Annotated in this window: 15 protein-coding genes and 3 pseudogenes; 8 read left to right on the top strand and 10 right to left on the bottom strand. The window is 68.0% G+C overall.

Annotated features, from left to right (window positions below):
* Nucleotides 1-20: 20 nt before the first annotated feature.
* Complete coding sequence (locus ACFY9E_RS39890; RefSeq protein WP_390993516.1) at nucleotides 21-788, bottom strand: TetR family transcriptional regulator; 768 nt, start codon at nucleotides 786-788, stop codon at nucleotides 21-23.
* Between the two features lie 715 nt (nucleotides 789-1,503).
* On the opposite strand from ACFY9E_RS39890, the gene ACFY9E_RS39895 reads away from it, so the two are divergent.
* A complete protein-coding gene (locus ACFY9E_RS39895; protein ID WP_390993540.1) occupies nucleotides 1,504-3,030 on the top strand; it encodes a family 43 glycosylhydrolase in 1,527 nt (508 codons plus the stop codon).
* A gap of 205 nt (nucleotides 3,031-3,235) precedes the next feature.
* On the opposite strand, the gene ACFY9E_RS39900 is transcribed toward ACFY9E_RS39895, so the two are convergent.
* The 5 genes and pseudogenes from ACFY9E_RS39900 to ACFY9E_RS39920 all read right to left on the bottom strand — a co-directional run.
* Nucleotides 3,236-3,394 (bottom strand): ATP-dependent DNA ligase, encoded by a 159-nt coding sequence (locus ACFY9E_RS39900; protein ID WP_390993518.1) that lies wholly within the window; start codon nucleotides 3,392-3,394, stop codon nucleotides 3,236-3,238.
* Nucleotides 3,395-3,409: 15 nt separating this feature from the next.
* Entirely contained in the window at nucleotides 3,410-3,688 is a 279-nt protein-coding gene (locus ACFY9E_RS39905) for a hypothetical protein (RefSeq protein WP_390993520.1), read from the bottom strand.
* Nucleotides 3,670-3,945 carry a hypothetical protein gene (locus ACFY9E_RS39910; RefSeq protein WP_390993522.1) on the bottom strand — a complete coding sequence of 92 codons (276 nt, stop codon included), beginning with the start codon at nucleotides 3,943-3,945 and terminating at the stop codon, nucleotides 3,670-3,672. Before ACFY9E_RS39910 ends, ACFY9E_RS39905 begins: the two co-directional genes overlap by 19 nt.
* A gap of 1,062 nt (nucleotides 3,946-5,007) precedes the next feature.
* On the bottom strand, nucleotides 5,008-6,441 hold the full coding sequence (locus ACFY9E_RS39915) for a non-reducing end alpha-L-arabinofuranosidase family hydrolase (protein WP_390993524.1): 1,434 nt from the start codon (nucleotides 6,439-6,441) through the stop codon (nucleotides 5,008-5,010).
* 366 nt (nucleotides 6,442-6,807) lie between these two features.
* Nucleotides 6,808-7,345 (bottom strand): annotated as a pseudogene (locus ACFY9E_RS39920) (IS701 family transposase); the annotation flags it as partial.
* Nucleotides 7,346-7,661: 316 nt separating this feature from the next.
* Between ACFY9E_RS39920 and ACFY9E_RS39925 the strand changes: the two are divergent.
* Both ACFY9E_RS39925 and ACFY9E_RS39930 read left to right on the top strand, forming a co-directional pair.
* Nucleotides 7,662-8,174: a hypothetical protein gene (locus tag ACFY9E_RS39925; RefSeq protein ID WP_390993526.1), complete on the top strand. Its 513-nt coding sequence runs from the start codon at nucleotides 7,662-7,664 to the stop codon at nucleotides 8,172-8,174.
* Nucleotides 8,171-8,998, top strand: coding sequence for a hypothetical protein (locus tag ACFY9E_RS39930; RefSeq protein WP_390993528.1), 828 nt, complete (start codon nucleotides 8,171-8,173; stop codon nucleotides 8,996-8,998). Before ACFY9E_RS39925 ends, ACFY9E_RS39930 begins: the two co-directional genes overlap by 4 nt.
* 242 nt (nucleotides 8,999-9,240) lie before the next feature.
* Here the strand turns inward: ACFY9E_RS39930 and ACFY9E_RS39935 are convergent, their stop codons facing one another.
* Nucleotides 9,241-9,426, bottom strand: coding sequence for a hypothetical protein (locus ACFY9E_RS39935; RefSeq protein WP_390993530.1), 186 nt, complete (start codon nucleotides 9,424-9,426; stop codon nucleotides 9,241-9,243).
* A 230-nt stretch (nucleotides 9,427-9,656) separates the two neighbouring features.
* Here ACFY9E_RS39935 and ACFY9E_RS39940 point away from each other — a divergent pair, with 230 nt between their 5' ends.
* The 4 genes from ACFY9E_RS39940 to ACFY9E_RS39955 all read left to right on the top strand — a co-directional run bounded on the left by ACFY9E_RS39940 (nucleotide 9,657) and on the right by ACFY9E_RS39955 (nucleotide 12,589).
* Nucleotides 9,657-10,094, top strand: coding sequence for a GntR family transcriptional regulator (locus ACFY9E_RS39940; RefSeq protein ID WP_390993532.1), 438 nt, complete (start codon nucleotides 9,657-9,659; stop codon nucleotides 10,092-10,094).
* A 4-nt stretch (nucleotides 10,095-10,098) separates the two neighbouring features.
* Nucleotides 10,099-11,031 (top strand): ATP-binding cassette domain-containing protein, encoded by a 933-nt coding sequence (locus ACFY9E_RS39945; RefSeq protein WP_390993542.1) that lies wholly within the window; start codon nucleotides 10,099-10,101, stop codon nucleotides 11,029-11,031.
* On the top strand, nucleotides 11,028-12,122 hold the full coding sequence (locus tag ACFY9E_RS39950; protein ID WP_390993534.1) for an ABC transporter: 1,095 nt from the start codon (nucleotides 11,028-11,030) through the stop codon (nucleotides 12,120-12,122). The genes ACFY9E_RS39945 and ACFY9E_RS39950 overlap by 4 nt, the downstream gene beginning before the upstream one ends.
* Before the next feature lie 230 nt (nucleotides 12,123-12,352).
* Entirely contained in the window at nucleotides 12,353-12,589 is a 237-nt protein-coding gene (locus tag ACFY9E_RS39955) for a hypothetical protein (protein ID WP_390993535.1), read from the top strand.
* 17 nt (nucleotides 12,590-12,606) lie between these two features.
* On the opposite strand, the gene ACFY9E_RS39960 is transcribed toward ACFY9E_RS39955, so the two are convergent.
* The 3 genes and pseudogenes from ACFY9E_RS39960 to ACFY9E_RS39970 all read right to left on the bottom strand — a co-directional run.
* Entirely contained in the window at nucleotides 12,607-12,933 is a 327-nt protein-coding gene (locus ACFY9E_RS39960; RefSeq protein WP_390993537.1) for a DUF6207 family protein, read from the bottom strand.
* 197 nt (nucleotides 12,934-13,130) lie between these two features.
* Nucleotides 13,131-13,948 (bottom strand): IS5 family transposase gene (locus tag ACFY9E_RS39965; protein ID WP_390993539.1). Its coding sequence is split into 2 segments (ribosomal slippage): nucleotides 13,131-13,616 and nucleotides 13,619-13,948, totalling 816 coding nucleotides; the frame shifts between segments, so codons are not numbered across the junction.
* A 136-nt stretch (nucleotides 13,949-14,084) separates the two neighbouring features.
* Nucleotides 14,085-14,348, bottom strand: a pseudogene (locus ACFY9E_RS39970) (hypothetical protein); the annotation flags it as partial.
* Nucleotides 14,349-14,788: 440 nt separating this feature from the next.
* On the opposite strand from ACFY9E_RS39970, the pseudogene ACFY9E_RS39975 reads away from it, so the two are divergent.
* Nucleotides 14,789-15,274, top strand: a pseudogene (locus ACFY9E_RS39975) (transposase); the annotation flags it as partial.

The following is a 15,274-nucleotide window of genomic DNA, read 5'->3' on the forward strand; positions in this document are numbered from 1 at the left end:
CAGGCAGTGCAGGGACTTCATCACGGGGCGTTGCCTTCTGCAGGTGGCTGGCGCAGGGGTGCGATTCCCGCGTGCACCAAGCGCAGGAACAACGCCTTCCGCTGCTGCAGCGACTGCGGGTCCGCGCTCGTCTTCTTCAGCCCGTCCGCGACCGCGAGGAGGAGAAGCGCGATGTCCTCGGCGGTCGCGTCGGAGGTCGAGAACTGCACTTCTCCCGCTGCCGCCGCGGTCTGCAGCGCGCCGGCGAGCCGGACGACCAGAGCCGCATGGGCCTCGCTGACGATGTCCCCGGCGACGTCGAGACTCGCATCAAGGACTTCCCCGCCGTGCACGCTCGACGAGATCTGCGCCAACAGTCCTCCGAAGTAGGCGGCCATCGCAGCATCGACTCGGGACAGCACGTCGCCCTGCTGGGCGAGAGCTGCATCTACCTCGTCGAGTGCCCGGGAGTGCGCCCGCCGGGACCCTGCCCGGAAGAGATCTTCCTTGCTGGGGAAATACAGGTACAGAGCAGCACGGGACATCCCGGCGGCACGGGCCACGTCCCGCATGGTGGTCTTGCCGTAGCCGTACTGACAGAAGGCGGTCAGCGCGGCATCGAGGATGTGTCCCGTTCGGTCGTCTGCCATGCTGTAATCCTGACGCAATGGACTCCCAGCGTCAATGAGTCCAATTTGGCTGGTCATCCGGGTTTCCACACCCGGCGCCTGGCCTAACAGCACGAGCTCGACCGCCTGGAACGCGTCGTCACCGCCCACGACCACACCGAAGAATCCCAAGGTGGCCACTGACCGCGACGCTGAACGCGACGCCATCACCGCAGCGGTGCAGCGGCTGCTCGACGGCCGTCCAACCGGTCCACTGGGGCGCTCGCCACGCTGCAACTCGCCGCCGAGGCAGGAGTCAAGCGCTGGGTCCTCACGCATTCGCCCGCCGAAAGTCCGAGGCGAACGCCATCCCGTCCGCGTTCCCACCTCTGCACGCCCGCGCAGTAGACGCCGAAGCCGCCGCCCGCGCACTGCGGGAGGACAACGACCGGCTCCGCGGGCACGTTGCCGTCTACGCCCAGGTCATCCACGAACTCCGCACCGAACTGGACCGGCGCACCGATACCAGCACCCAGCGCAGCCCCGTCCGGCCTGCCTACCAGCATCGCAACCGGTTGCTCGTCGGACACGGGCGCAGGCTGCCCCAACGGGGCACTCTCGACAGGTTCCACTGTCTCCAACTCCACGGCAGCGTAAGTCACTTGACGTCTCTCCCGTGATCGTCGGATCCACCGTTGGATTTACACTCCCCATCGCCTTGCCCGACGGCCCGGGCGGGGACCTCGCCGGACGCGCCCCCGGTAGCAGGCAGCGCTTCCATACCGGTCTTGTCCGATCTATTGACGGTGTTCCTGACCCACCTCTACCTTTCGTCCGCAGTTCCGCACAACGTTCGTAATTTCGAATGATGGCTGAGGTGAGTCGTTTGGACGAGCCGCCGCTGGAAGGACCACCCGTGCACCGCACCCTGCACCCTCGACGGTCGAGTCGTCGGTGGACGATCCTCGGGGCAGTCCTGCTGTCCCTCGTCACGTCCCTGTCCCTCGTCGTCACGCAGCCCACCGCCGCGGCCGACGGCAAGCCGTTCACCAACCCGGTCAAGACGCAGAAGGGCGCCGACCCCTGGCTGGAGTACCACAACGGCAACTACTACCTGGTGACGACCACGTTCACCAACAAGCTGCTCATGCGGAAGTCCCCCACCCTCGCCGGACTGAGCACCGCCCCGAGCGTGGAGATATGGTCGGACACCACCGCGGGCCGCAACGCCAACATCTGGGCGCCGGAAATCCACTTCCTCGACGGCAAGTGGTACCTGTACTACTCGGCCGCACAGGCCGACGCCACCTGCTGTGACACCCAGCGCACGCACGTGCTGGAGAGCTCCGGCAGCGACCCGATGGGCACGTACACGTACAAGAACATCCTCACCGACGACAGCCTCACCCCCGGCCCGGCCGCCGCCCAGGGCTGGCTGATCGACGCCAGTGTCCTCAAGCACGACAACAAGCTGTACCTACTGGGCAGCGGCAAGATCAACGGCAGTACGCAGAGCCTGGTCATCGCCCCGATGAGCAACCCGTACACGCTCAGCGGTCCCTTCACGATCATCTCCAGCCCCACCCTGAGCTGGGAGACCTCCGGTGGCCCGGTCAACGAGGGGCCAGAGCCGCTGTACCGCAACGGCCGCACCTTCCTCACCTTCTCCGCCAGCAGCTGCTCGACCGCCGACTACAAGCTGGGCCAGCTGGAGCTCACCGGCAGCGACCCGCTGAACCCCGCCTCCTGGACGAAGAAGCAGACCCCGGTCTTCCAGCGCAACGACGCCAACGGGGTCTACGGGCCGGGACACAACGGGTTCTTCACCTCGCCCGACGGCACCGAGAACTGGATCGTCTACCACGCCAACAGCGCGGCCAACGGCGGCTGCGGCAACGCCCGCACCACCCGCGCGCAGAAGTTCACGTGGAACGCCGACGGGACGCCCGATTTCGGCAACCCGGTCGCCACGGGGGTGACGCTGGCCGGCCCCTCGGGTGAGACCGTGACCACCCCCACCGCGTACACCATCGTCAACCGCAACAGCGGCAAGTGCCTCGACGTCGAGGGCGGCAACACCGCCGACGGCACCAACATCTTCCAGTGGAGCTGCACCGGCGGCGCCAACCAGAAGTGGCGCATCGAGGACATGGCCGACGACTCCAGCCGCCTGGTGAACGTGGCCACTGGCAAGGTCGCGGACGTCGCCGGCTGCTCTTCCGCCGACGGCACCGACATCCGGCAGTGGTCCTGGCTGAACAACAACTGCCAAAAGTTCCGCCTGATCTACACCGGCGGCGACTACGTCCGGATAGTCAATGCCGCCACCGGAAAGGTCGCGGACGTCGCCAACTGCGGTACCGGGAACGGCGTCGACGTACGGCAGTGGTCCTGGCTGAACAACAACTGCCAGCAGTGGCGGCTCGTGCCCACGACCGCCTGACCGTCCGACGGCCCCGGGGATACCGGGGCCGTCGGCCTAAGCACCAGTGATTGGGCTGCCGACATCCCCGTTGCGACCCCCTTCGACCATGCCCTGGCTGGAGTTGAGGATGAGGGAGGGCGGGATGGGCGGCGCGGACGCAGCCGGGGATCGAGGCGCGCTCACCGGTGTTGCGCGTCGGCGGAGCCGCCGGGCTGGGCCGCCGTCAGTGCGGCGGCGAGGTCAGGCGGGGGACGTCGGTGGGGGAGAGATCGGGGCGGGCGCGGTGCCAGCGTGCGGGATGCCGCCACCGGCCGGAGGCGTCACGGGCGACGTCGACGCCGACTTCCACCATCAGCTCGGGTTCCACCAGCGTGACGTTCAACTTTTCCTGGCTGTCTCACCCGGCGGGGAACGACCAGCCTGTCCACGGTTGACCGCGCCGCCCCGCAGCGAGCAGACCGGCGAACGCCGAACCTGCCGCCTGGGCGAGGGTGGTGGTGCGACCGACGTACTGAAAGCGGCCTCCGTCGTCATACCTGCCGAGCAGCAGCGTGCGGGGAACGGCCAGGGAACCGGTGATCGCGCCGACGATCGCCTCGCTCGTCTCGCGGACCTTGTATTTCTCCCATCCCCTCGCCGACGGGCGGTGGACATCGTTCAGTCTCTTGAAGACCACCCCCTCCATCCAACCGACGCCCACGTCAGCCACTCGCGCGCGACATCGGCCTCGGTGGTCGACGGGCACAGCGTCAACGGCGCCGACAGCTGGCGCGTGGCGAACACGGACTCCAGCGCGGCCCTGCGCCGCCGGTACGGCCACCCGGTCGTGTCCGTCCCCGACAGCCGCAGCAGATCGAACGCGACGAAGTCGGCCGGCCACTCCTCCGCCGCCCGGGCCGCACCGACACCACGCCGGGCAAGCCGGTTCTGCAACCGCTCGAGCGCGAGGCGGCCCGCGGCGTCCCATACGGCCAGTTCGCCGTTTAGTGGGCTACCACGTCTGTCTCATCAACGGTCTTCACTCGACGGCAGATCACCAGCGTGAGTGGTTCAGAGGTGAGGGGAAGGCCCTCGTGCCTCAGCTCCGGGATGGTTACTGACTTCGGCTCGTCAGGTTGAATCATCGCGAAGTCCCTGAAGGCCTTCGGGTGGTGGCTGTATTCCGTGGTGTGTGAGGTATGCGGATGGGGGTGGGCTGACCGCTGCGGGACGTCGGCGCCGGGAGTCGGTACGGCTGCAGGCGGCTGAGTTGGTCGAGCGGGGGAGCAAGCCGTCGGAGGGGCACGGCGCCTGCGGGTGAGCTTGAAGTCGGCCTATCGGTGGCGGCAGTTGTGGCGGGACGGCAGCGTGCAGGCTCTGGCCTCCCGTGGCCCGAGCGGATCACGGTGTCGTCTGTCCCCGCGTTGTCCGGAGAAGCTGGCCGGGTATTTGGAGTAAGGGTTGGCCGCGCATGGCTGGGTGGAGGACCAGGTGTGGACCGCGGCGAGGAGCGTACCGGGCTGGCGGAGTTCTCGCCGGAGAGGTTATGCAGGAGGAAAACTGTACCCACAGGCAGCGGCGATAACAGACAACTGGCCGGCAACCATCGTCATGTTGCTCCTCGGAGGCGCTGTCATCGCATTCTTCCTGATCAAGGGGATGAAGAGGTAGACACAACTCGCACGTTGCGTCTGCCGCCCCTGCTGCGCGGGGCGGCAGACGCGCAGCCGCGGCTGGTTCCAGCCGCTTGACGCAGCAGAGGACCGCAGATGTCCTCGCGCTGGCGGACGAAGTCGGCACAAAGGCCAGCACCTACGCCTGCCGTCCCGGCGGCGTTCGGCGTGCTGTCGGAGCTGCGCTCCCGGTACGGCGACGGCGCGGACCGGGCCGAACCCGCGCGGCCGAAGGAGATCGCCGGAACGGCGGGATGACCCCCGGGGCCCGCCGCCCGCCAAAGGGGAGGAACCCCAGCCGACGTGCGGCTGGGGTTCCACTGGGTTGTGCGTGTCGGGCGGGTCAGCGCTGCAGCGTGAGGAGACCCGGCCGGTACGGCCACTTCAAGTAGTCGGTGCCGCTCACGGTGGCGCCCCTGCCCTGGTAGAGAAACTGCAGGTTGCAGGGGTCGATGGTCTTGGTCTGGTCGGGGTTGTTGCGGACCAGGTCACCGTGGCTGATGTCGTTGGTCCAGGTGGCACCGCTGTTGGCCTTACCCGCGAAGGGGCTGCTCTCGCTGCCGGCCTGCACGGTCCACGGACCGTTCAGGCTGGAGGCGGTGAACGAGCGGAAGTAGCGCCCGTTCGCACCCTTCGCCTCGACGATCATGAGGTACTGGTTCTGGCCCTGGACCTTGTAGACCTCCGGCGCCTCGAACACCCTGTCCTCGGTGTCGCTCAGGACCGTCGTGTACGACGAGCCGAAGTTACTGGGGAAGTTCCCGATCGGCATGCTCGCCTTGTAGATCTTGCCGTTGTCACCGGCGAAGAACAGGTACATGTTCTGGTCGTCGGCGATCAGCGTCTGGTCGATCGGGCCGGTGCCGGAGTTGTCGGTGCTGGGCAGGGTGCCGGTGAACAGCGGCTGCGGCGCGGACCAGCTGTTGGGGTTGGTGGGGTCGGTCGATGTGCGGTAGTTGAAGGGCCAGCCGCCGGCCCACTGGGAGGCCATCACCCAGATGTTCTTGGGCGCGAAGTAGAACAGCGTGGGCGCCACCGCGCCCTGGCTCATGGCGGTCTGGGGGGCCGTCGCCATGTCCGACCAGTTCGTGAAGGCACCGAAGCCCATCGAGCGCCAGTTGCTGCCGTCGGAGTAGGTCCCGTAGACCAGGTGCTTGCCGTTGTGCGTCACGGTGGTGAAGTCCTTCAGCGCGTACCACCCGTTCGCCGGCTGCGCCAGCGCGCCGGTCGAGGTCCACCGATACGTCGACGGCAGAGAACACGTGGTGCCCGACGCGGACAGGCCGGACCACTTCTGGTTGCTGCCGCCGTTGCACGTCGCGATCTCCACCGCAGTACCGTTGGCGGTACCGGCACCCACGACGCTCAGGCACAGCCCTGACTCCACGCCGACGACCGTGCCATCGGCGTTCACTCGCCACTGCTGGTTCGTACCGCCGTTGCAGTCCCAGATCACCGGCCGGGTTCCGGACGTGGTGGCGTGGCCAGGGACGTCCAGACACTTGTTGCCGTACACAGTCAGCTGGTTGCTGTCCGTCAGCGTCCACTGCTGGTTGTTCCCGCCCCAGCAGTCCCAGATCTGGGTGCTGGTGCCATTGGTCTGACTGGCGCCCGGCACGTCGAGGCACCGGTTGGAGCCGACGCCGCGCAGGGCGCCACTACTGGCTGCCTGGGCGGTCGGACTGGCGACCAGCAGCGCCGCCAGCGAGACCAGGGTCGCGGTCGCGGCGGTGAGCACCGCGGACGGACGTCTGCGGCTGAAGCTGAGTCTGTGCATGGGGACCTCGTTTTCTGAGTGCGCGGCTCTGCCGGCCCCTCGGAGGCTGTGCGAATGGTGGTGCGGCACGACTTCGCATATGTTCGCTATTTCGAACGTAGATCGAAGTATCGAGCAAGTGGATAATAAAGATCCGGCCACCGGCGTCAATACTTCTCACGGAATTCACGAGCCGGAAGAGTCACGAGCCGGAAGAAGGCCTAGTACTGCAACGGTGCTTGTTCTGATTGCCGGGCGGCTTTCAGGGGCTGTGTCCGCGTCGTTTGTAGTGGCTGATGCGGGCCTGGTGCTGGGGTCGTCGGCGCCAGTTGGACCAGTGCAAGATGTGGTCGACCGGGGTGGGGCGGCGGTCGGTGAGGCGGGTGATCAGGCGTCGGATCTCGGCGAGGCTGAGGTGGATGAGCCGGGAGGATCCGTTTCTGCATTGTCCGTGTCCCGATGTCGGGCCCGCAGGACCGGTCAGGCAGGCGTGGGCGGCCATGGCCAGGGTCATGTGGCGGTGCCAGTTGGGGTAGCGGCGGACCTGGTAGTCGTCTAGGCCGCACTCCTGCTTCGCGGTCTGGAAGCGTTCCTCAACTGCCCACCGGCTGCCCGCGATGCGGATCAGCTCGTCCAGCGGCGTGGCGGCGGGGCAGTAGGCGATGTAGTAGGAGATCTCCTCGGGCCTGCTCACGCTGCGGCGGGCGAGGACCCAGTGCCGGCGGTCCTCGCGGTGCCAGGGCCGCACCTCGACGCGCGCCCAGTCGAAGATCCGCTGGCCATGGGCTCCTTCACCGCAGGAACGGCGTTTCCATTTCTGCCGCGGCAGGCCGGGAAACAGCTCGTGCACGGGATGGTCGATGGACCAGCGGGTGACGACGGTGTCGTGCCGGGTGGTGGCCATGACGTGCAAGACGTCCGATCGCCTCGTTCGTCGGCAGCGCCCACCGGGTCTGGCTGGACCCGATGCGCGAGAGCTACCTCGCCAGCGGTCTCACCCTGAGCGATCGCAGCACACGCATGCGGTTCGCCAAGTCCAAGCTCTCCGAACTTCTGCGCGGTGTCGGTCTCTACCCCCGCTGGTAAATCGTCTACCTCCTGGCCACCGAGCTGGGCATGCCGAACTGGCCCCTGTACCGGCTGTGGTGCCAGGCCGCGCTCGAAGCCCACAGGAGCAGCGAGTGGGTCGACGACTGCACCGAACGGACCCCCATCCTGACCGCCACCCACACGGCCCCACCTTGGATCACCGCGCGTTCCGCGAACTCGTGGAACTGGACTACCTCCTCTGCGCCCAGGTCTTCCTCGACGGCGACCGGCGTGACGCCGCTGTGGCCAACACCTTCGACATCCTCTGGCTGTCCTGGGACGACGCCCTATCCAGCCAGGACACCCGCCGCTACGCCTGGAACGTCCTGTGCGCCACGGTCATGGCCAGCACCCCGCTCCGAGACGGACGGCCCGAACTGGGGATGGGCGCCTTCGACACCGCCGCCCTTCAGTCCCTCGCCGACCCGGCCGACCGCATCGACCAGATCGCCGAGAGCCTGAAGCTGTTCGCGGCCATGAGCCGCCTGCCCGGCAGCCAGCTCGATGTCATGGTGCTGCGCCGGCTGTGGAATAGCCCGCCCGAGACCGTCTCCGCCCTCTTGGGCGTGCCGCTGGCCGCCATCCGCTCAGACGAGCGTCACGCCACCCGCTTCCTGGAGAGCGTCCTGTGCCCGCCGCCCGCGACCGAAGGGAACACCCCGTGACCGGCATCGAAGAACTCCTCTCCAGAGCCGTGCTCGTCCGCGAGCACACCCTGCCGCGCGACATCGTCCACTCGACCGCCTCATCGTCCACGCCTGATGCCGACTCCGCCGCCCACAGCTCCCCGGACGGCAGCCGCCACGCGGCGGCTGCGGACCTGCGTACTCTGTGCGAAACGCTCGTCTCGCACACCCCACCGGGCACCGTAGCCAAATTCGTCACCGACCAAGTCCCCGAACCCCGTGCCGCCCTGGTCCTCGCGTGTGTCCTGCAGCTGACCGACACCGACGAAGGCGCCCGCTTCTGGTGGCAGTACGCCGCCGGCGCCGGGCAAGCAGCCGCTGCCTACTGCCTCTACCTCCACCACCTGGCACTGGGGGAGGGGGACACCGCCGACTTCTGGCACCGGCAGACCGACGACGTTCAGCCCCCACCCCAACCCCCAGCGTTCGACGACGGCGGCACCTGGCACCCGGCACCACACCGCATCACCAGCACGACCACCACCCACTTCATGCGGGCCCTTGGCCACCTCGCCAAGCAGACGGTCCGCTCCCGGCCTGCCGGAGTCAGCAAACTCACGGCCTGCATCCCCACGGCCGTCACGGCCGGCTACCTCCGTGAGCCAGACACCGAGCTCCCGCTGCCCGGCCACGAGTTCGCCCGCCGCATCAACAGCCTCCTTGCCGCAGCCGACCACCCCTCCATCTGGGACAGCCGCCCCAGCCGCCCCGCCCCCGGTCCGTTCACATCCCCGGACACCAGAGCGGTCGACCGTGAGCACAGGCAGACGACCCCCGAGCAGATGGGCACCACGAAACGCTGAACATCACAAAGGGCACCTCGGACGGCCACAGCGCGAGCCCCGGAGAAGAAGCCGCCCCTGGGCCAGGTACTTCAGGTCTCTTCCCTCACGCTCGACCTGTCGGACTACTCGATTTCAGGCCGCCAGGATGTCTCGCAACTCGCGTACGGCGTACTCGCGGTGGTGCTGGGCGGGGATCGCCTCGTACAGGGCCAGAGCGCGGCGGCGGACCAGGCCGGTGCGGTAGTCCGCGGGCAGCGTTGTCAGGGCGTTGACCGTACGACGGCACGCCGGTCGGCCCGCTGCTCGGCGATGGTGTTGGTGTAGGTCACGCCGGGTGACGCGGGCACGGCGGCGGGGGCGGTACCGGCCGAGACGCAGGTGACGGTCGCGGCGGCCGAGCCGGAGATCAAGCCGAGGACCGTGCGGCGGGTGAACTCAGGTCTCACGGAGGACTCCCTCTGGTGCTGGCGGGGCGGAGGTTGCACCCGCTCCACGCAACGTCCCTTCCATAGACGGCATGAGACGACAGAACTCATCGCGTGTTGCCAAGCTCACCCTTCACGACCGTCGGGGGCGAAGAGCCTGGCAGCGCAGGGCGCGGTCCCTGTTGACAACTGCCGTCACTCCCTTCCATCATCATTCCACTAATCGAGTAGTGGAATGATGATGGAAGGGAGTGGTGGCCGTGGAATACCGCATCGACAGGCGGAGCGGGGTCCCCGCCTTCCAGCAGATCGTGCAGCAGACCAAGCAGGCCCTGCGGCTGGGCGTATTGGTGCCGGGTGACCGGCTGCCCACCGCCAAGGAGGTCTCCGAGACGAGCGCGGTCAACCCGAACACCGCCCTCAAGGCGTACCGCGAGCTGGAGCGCGAGGGCCTGGTCGAACCGCGACCGGGCCTGGGCACCTTCGTTCGTCGCACGCTGGGCCGGCCCGAGACGGGCACCGACTCGCCGCTGTACGGGGAGCTGGTGGCGTGGATGTCGAAGGCGGCCGGGGCCGGTCTGGAGCAGGAGGACGTGGCCGCGCTGGTCGCGTCGGCGCTGGTGCAGCAGTACGCCCCCGGGACCACGGCGGTCACGGGGGTCAGGACAACTAGGAGCACAGGTGAGTGACGTCATGTACGCGGGGGAGCCGGCGCTCGAGGCGCATGGACTGGGGATGCGCTACCGGCGGGGCTGGGCGCTGCGGGACTGCACCTTCCGGCTTCCGGCGGGCAGGATCTGTGGGCTGGTCGGCCCCAATGGGGCGGGCAAGACCACGCTGCTGAACCTCGCGGCCCACGTCCTGAAGCCGACGCAGGGCTCGCTCAGTCTGTTCGGCGAGGCGCCGGGCTCGGTGGAGTCCGTTCGGCGTACGGCCTTCCTCGCGCAGGACAAGCCGCTGTTCCGGCGCTTCACCGTGGCGGAGACCCTGCGGCTGGGGCGGGAGCTGAACCCCGGCTGGGACCAGCGCGCCGCCGAGGACATCGTCCGCGCGGGCAATGTGCCCTTCGACGCGAAGATCGGCACCCTCTCCGGCGGCCAGCGCACCCGCGTCGCGGTCGCCCTCGCCTTCGGCAAGCGCCCCGACCTGCTGCTGCTCGACGAGCCGATGTCGGACCTCGACCCGGTCGTGCGCCACGAACTCATGGGCACCCTCCTCGCCGAGGCCGGCGAGCGCGGCACCACCGTGGTGATGTCCACCCACGTCCTCGCCGAACTGGAGAACGTGTGCGACTTCCTCGTCGTCGTCTCCGGCGGCGGAGTGCGCCTCGCTGGTGATGTGGACGAGCTGATGACCATGCACACCGTGGTCACCGGGGTCAGGGAGGGCGAGGGCCTGCCCGCCGGCCTCGGATATCACACCCTCGTCGAGTCCCGGACCAGCGGACGGCAGTTCACCGCGCTGATCCGCCCGGAGGGCCCGGCCACCGGTCCCTGGGAGGTGGCCGCCCCGAGCATGGAGGAACTCCTGCTCGCCTATCTCCGCTCACCCGACGCACCACCGCTGATCACGCCCACCGCCCAGGTCCAGGGCCAGGCGTTCGGCACCGGGACGGTGGCGGCATGAGCACCTTCACCAACCCCTCGACCGACGGCAGGAACGGGACGGCGAACCGGACGATGAACGGGACGATGAACGCAACCAAGAACGGACTCAGGCACGGGGCCGGGAACACGAGCACCACGAAGGGCACCCGGCGCCCCCGCCTCAGCGGTATGACGTGGCTGGTCTGGCGCCAGCACCGGGCCGCGTTCTGGACCATCATCGCCGCCACCGTGCTCTGCGCGGCCTGGATGATCTACCAGCGCGCCCAGATGATGGACTTCCTCAACGCCTACGGCTTTCCCACCAAGAACCTCGACGACGCGGGAAAGCAGTTCGACCCCTACGCCGGCGCGTTCACTTCCGTCACCACCGGCCTCACGGCGATACCCGTCATACTCGGTGTCCTCCTCGGCGCCCCGCTGCTCGCGAGCGATTTGGAGAACGGCACGGCCAAGCTGATCGCCGCCCAGTCCATGAGCCGCAACCGCTGGCTCGCCACGAAGCTGGGGCTGGCCGGGCTGGTGGTGACGGTGACCACGGTCACGCTGTCGGCGGTGTTCGCCTGGTGGTGGAACCCCATCAAGCTCCATTACGCGGACATCGACTGGACCACCAGGGAGTTCTTCAACACCACGGGCCCGGCGCCCGTCGCCCTCACCCTCCTCTCCGTGTTCGGCGGGGTGCTGATCGGTGTGATCCTGCGCCGCACGCTGGCGGCCATGGTCGTGACCCTCGGATTCACCGTCGCCCTCCAGGCCGTCTGGGGCTACTTCAAGCTGTCGCTCGGCGACATCGTCACAGCCACCAGCAAGCCCATCAGCCCCGGCGGCCGGATCACATTTCCGGAGGTGCCCCGCACCGCGCACGTGCTCGACGCCTCGTATGTCAGCGGCAGCGGGAAACTCTTCGACTTGACCACGTGTACGGACACGCTGTCGGAGGAGGCGACCACGTCGTGCATGAAGAAAGCGGACATCGTCGGCGCGTCGATCGACTACATCCCCATCTCACAGATGAGCAGTATGCAGTGGTTCGGAGCATCGATTCTGTTCGCCCTGACCGCCGGCATCGTGGCCTTCCTCTTCATCTGGGGACGTAAGCGGCTCGTCTGAACAGCCATTCACACCCCCACGGGGGCACTCCCTCTCCGCAACCCCGCCGAAGGAGGTGAGCGGCTTCGACGCCCCCGCTCACCTCGCGACCCTCACCGCGGCCCCGACACCCCGGTGACGACCCCGTCGAACAGGCCGCGGACGTGCTGTTCACAACTGCGACAGTACCTTCACCAGGCTCCCACCTGCCGCACGATGCCCATCAGTGCCAAACAGTCCCAGGAGTAAATATGCGCACCCGTACAGCCATCACAGCCGTCCTGCTCGCCCTCGCCGCTACGACAGCCGCCTGCAGCAGCAGCAGCGACAAGCCCGACCTCGCCGCCTGCAAGGCCGCCATGGAGAAGCAGTTCAAGGACGCCAAGAACAGCGAACAAGGCAAGCGCCCCGACGCATGCGACGGCGTCGACGCCAAGACCATGAGCCAGTACACCCAGGAGATCTTCGACGACCAGACGACCAAGTAAGTCGAGGACCTGGAGACCTAGACGCCGGCTTGAGACGGATCCGCCGGAGTCGTCAGCGCCTGGGATGGGACTTTAGGACGGCGAGGAGCGTTGGACCCCACGGTCATGGTCAGGGTCTGGTCCGCGTCAACAGCGTCGGCGTCGGGCGCCTGGCGCAGGTCCAGGAAGAAGCGCAGCCGAACACCGGGCTCGCCGGGCTTCCGGGTCGTACGCTCGTCCGGGGCGATCGCGCACAGCGTGGCGAGTAATTCCTGCACGGGGAGAGCGGTCCGGTCGTCGTGTGCTGCAACTTCCACCACAGCCAGCCCGGGCTCGGCGACATGCGCTTCGTTGATCGGCCTCATACACGGCACTGGGATTGCGTGAAGAGCCGATCTGCGAGGAAAGTCCGAACGGCGGGTCCGCCAGAGACCGGCGTAGCACTAGAGGCGGTTCCGCCTACGCCACAGGGGCGAAGCCGGACACGACACAGAACCGCTGGTTTCCCCAGTCCGGCCATTCCTGCGGGGTCGGCCGGGACTGCCGTTCACGCTTAGTGGTCCTAACAAAGGCGTTGGACGTGGCGGTGGGTGATCAGGCAGGTGGCGAGGCCGAGGAAGGCTTCGTGGATGTCGTCGCGTCGTTCCCAGCGGATCCGCAGTCGGCGGAAGCCGTGCAGCCAGGCGATGGTGCGCTCGACCACCCAGCGGAAGACGCCCAGGCCCGAGCCGTGTTCCTGGCCTCGTTCGGCGATCACGGGGGTGATGCCTCGCGCCCGGACAAGGCGCCGGTACTTGTCGTGGTCGTAGCCCCGGTCAGCGAGCAGGGCATCAGGACGCCGACGTGGGCGGCCGACGACACCGGCGACCGTCGGGACCTTATCGAGCAAGGGCAGGAGTTGGGTGACGTCGTTGCGGTTGCCGCCGGTCAGCGACACCGCGAGCGGGATGCCCTGGCCGTCGGTGAGGACGTGGTGCTTGCTGCCCGGACGTGCGCGGTCGACCGGGCTGGGACCGCTTTTGGGCCTCTGCGGGCCGCCCGGACGTGAGAGGAGTCGATCACCGCCCGCGACCAGTCGAGCTTCTTCGCCACCCGCAGCTTCTTCAGCAGCACCAGGTGCAGCTGGTCCCAGACGCCGGCCTCGTTCCAGGCGGCCAGGCGCCGCCAGCACGTCATCCCCGAGCCGAAGCCCAGCTCCTGTGGCAGGTACTCCCACTGGATGCCGGTGTGCAGCACGAACAGGATCCCGCACAAGGCCTGCCGGTCAGGGACCCGCGGCCTGCCCTCGACCAACTTCGGGCCCGGCTCGGGCAGCAACGGCTCGATCAGCGACCACAGTTCATCCGAGACGATCCACGGACGCGACTCCCTCTTTCCCACGACCAGACCAACGAGCAACCAAGTCGACAGTCACATGATCAACAGCTTCTGTTAGGACCTCTTAGAGGCCGGTTCGTGAGGTGATGTCTGTTTCTGGCCGAGGTTGGAGCAAGGTCGCTGGTGGAGGTTCCGTCGGCTATTGCTTCCTGGCGAGGTTGCCGGTGTCGGCCTCGGTGAGAATGCCGAGTTTGACCAGGCGTTTCAGCTTGGCGCGGGTGCCTTCGACGTTCTTCGGCAGCAGTTCGTGGCCGAGGGCTTCGCAAACGTCCTTGGCCCGTAGCGGTCCGGTCACGTGGTTGAAGGGGGCGAGGATGCGGGGGTAGTCCGGGTGCTCGGGCAGGTCCGGTGCGACGGCCGGGAGCCGGCCGGCAAGGCCGGTGACGGTCTTGCGGGTGATCGCGGAAGAGGATTCCGTTTATCACCCTGCGGTGACTGGCCCACCGCCCACCACGCCGTCCGCGGACGGGCAGATGCGGCTCCAGGCGGCGCCATTCCTCGTTCGTCAGATCGCCACGGCCCACGACCAACTACACGACTCCGCAAGCCGAAACACTCATGATCCGCCGGACAGGCCTTAGGGCGAGGCCATGCTCCCGAAGGCCCGTCTTGCTGGCGTCAATACGCTTCCCGGTGGTCCGGCCGGCCGTCGGGGCGAGCTCGCCCGAGGCAGCGGCTTCAGCGAGGCCCGCCCGAGTGCAGTACCAGTAGCGGCAGCGCCTTGAGCTGACGGGGTGTGGCCAGGCGCAGGTGCGCGAGGGTGAGCAGAACCTCGCCACCGATCTCCGCTCCGGCCTTCGTCGCTGCCGCCTTTCGGGCCCGGGACGCTTCCCCAGGTCCATCTCGGGGATGACGTGCTGGCGGCGCCTGGCCGCCTGGAACGAGGCCGGCGCCTGGGACGAACTGCACTTGGTGCTGCTGAAGAAGCTGCAGGCGGCGAAGAAACTCGACTGGTCGCGGGCAGTGATCGATTCCTCTCACGTCCGGACGGCCCGCAGGGGCCCAAAATGACAAGGTCCCGGCCGTGGCTGGCGTCATGGGCCGGCCCAGACGCCGGCCGGACGCACTCCTTGCCGACCGCGGCTACGACCACGACAAGTACCGCCGCCTGCTGCGGCAACGCGGGATCCGACCGGTCATCGCCGAACGAGGCCAGGAACACGGCAGCGGCCTGGGCATCTTCCGCTACGTGGTCGAGCGGACGATCGCCTGGCTGCACGGCTTCCGCCGCCTCCGGATCCGCTGGGAACGACGCGACGACATCCACGAAGCCTTCCTCGGCCTCGCCACCTGCCTGATCACCCACCGCCACGTCCAACGCCTTTGTTA

Source organism: Streptomyces sp. NPDC012466 (assembly GCF_042955215.1).
Lineage (GTDB): Bacteria > Actinomycetota > Actinomycetes > Streptomycetales > Streptomycetaceae > Streptomyces.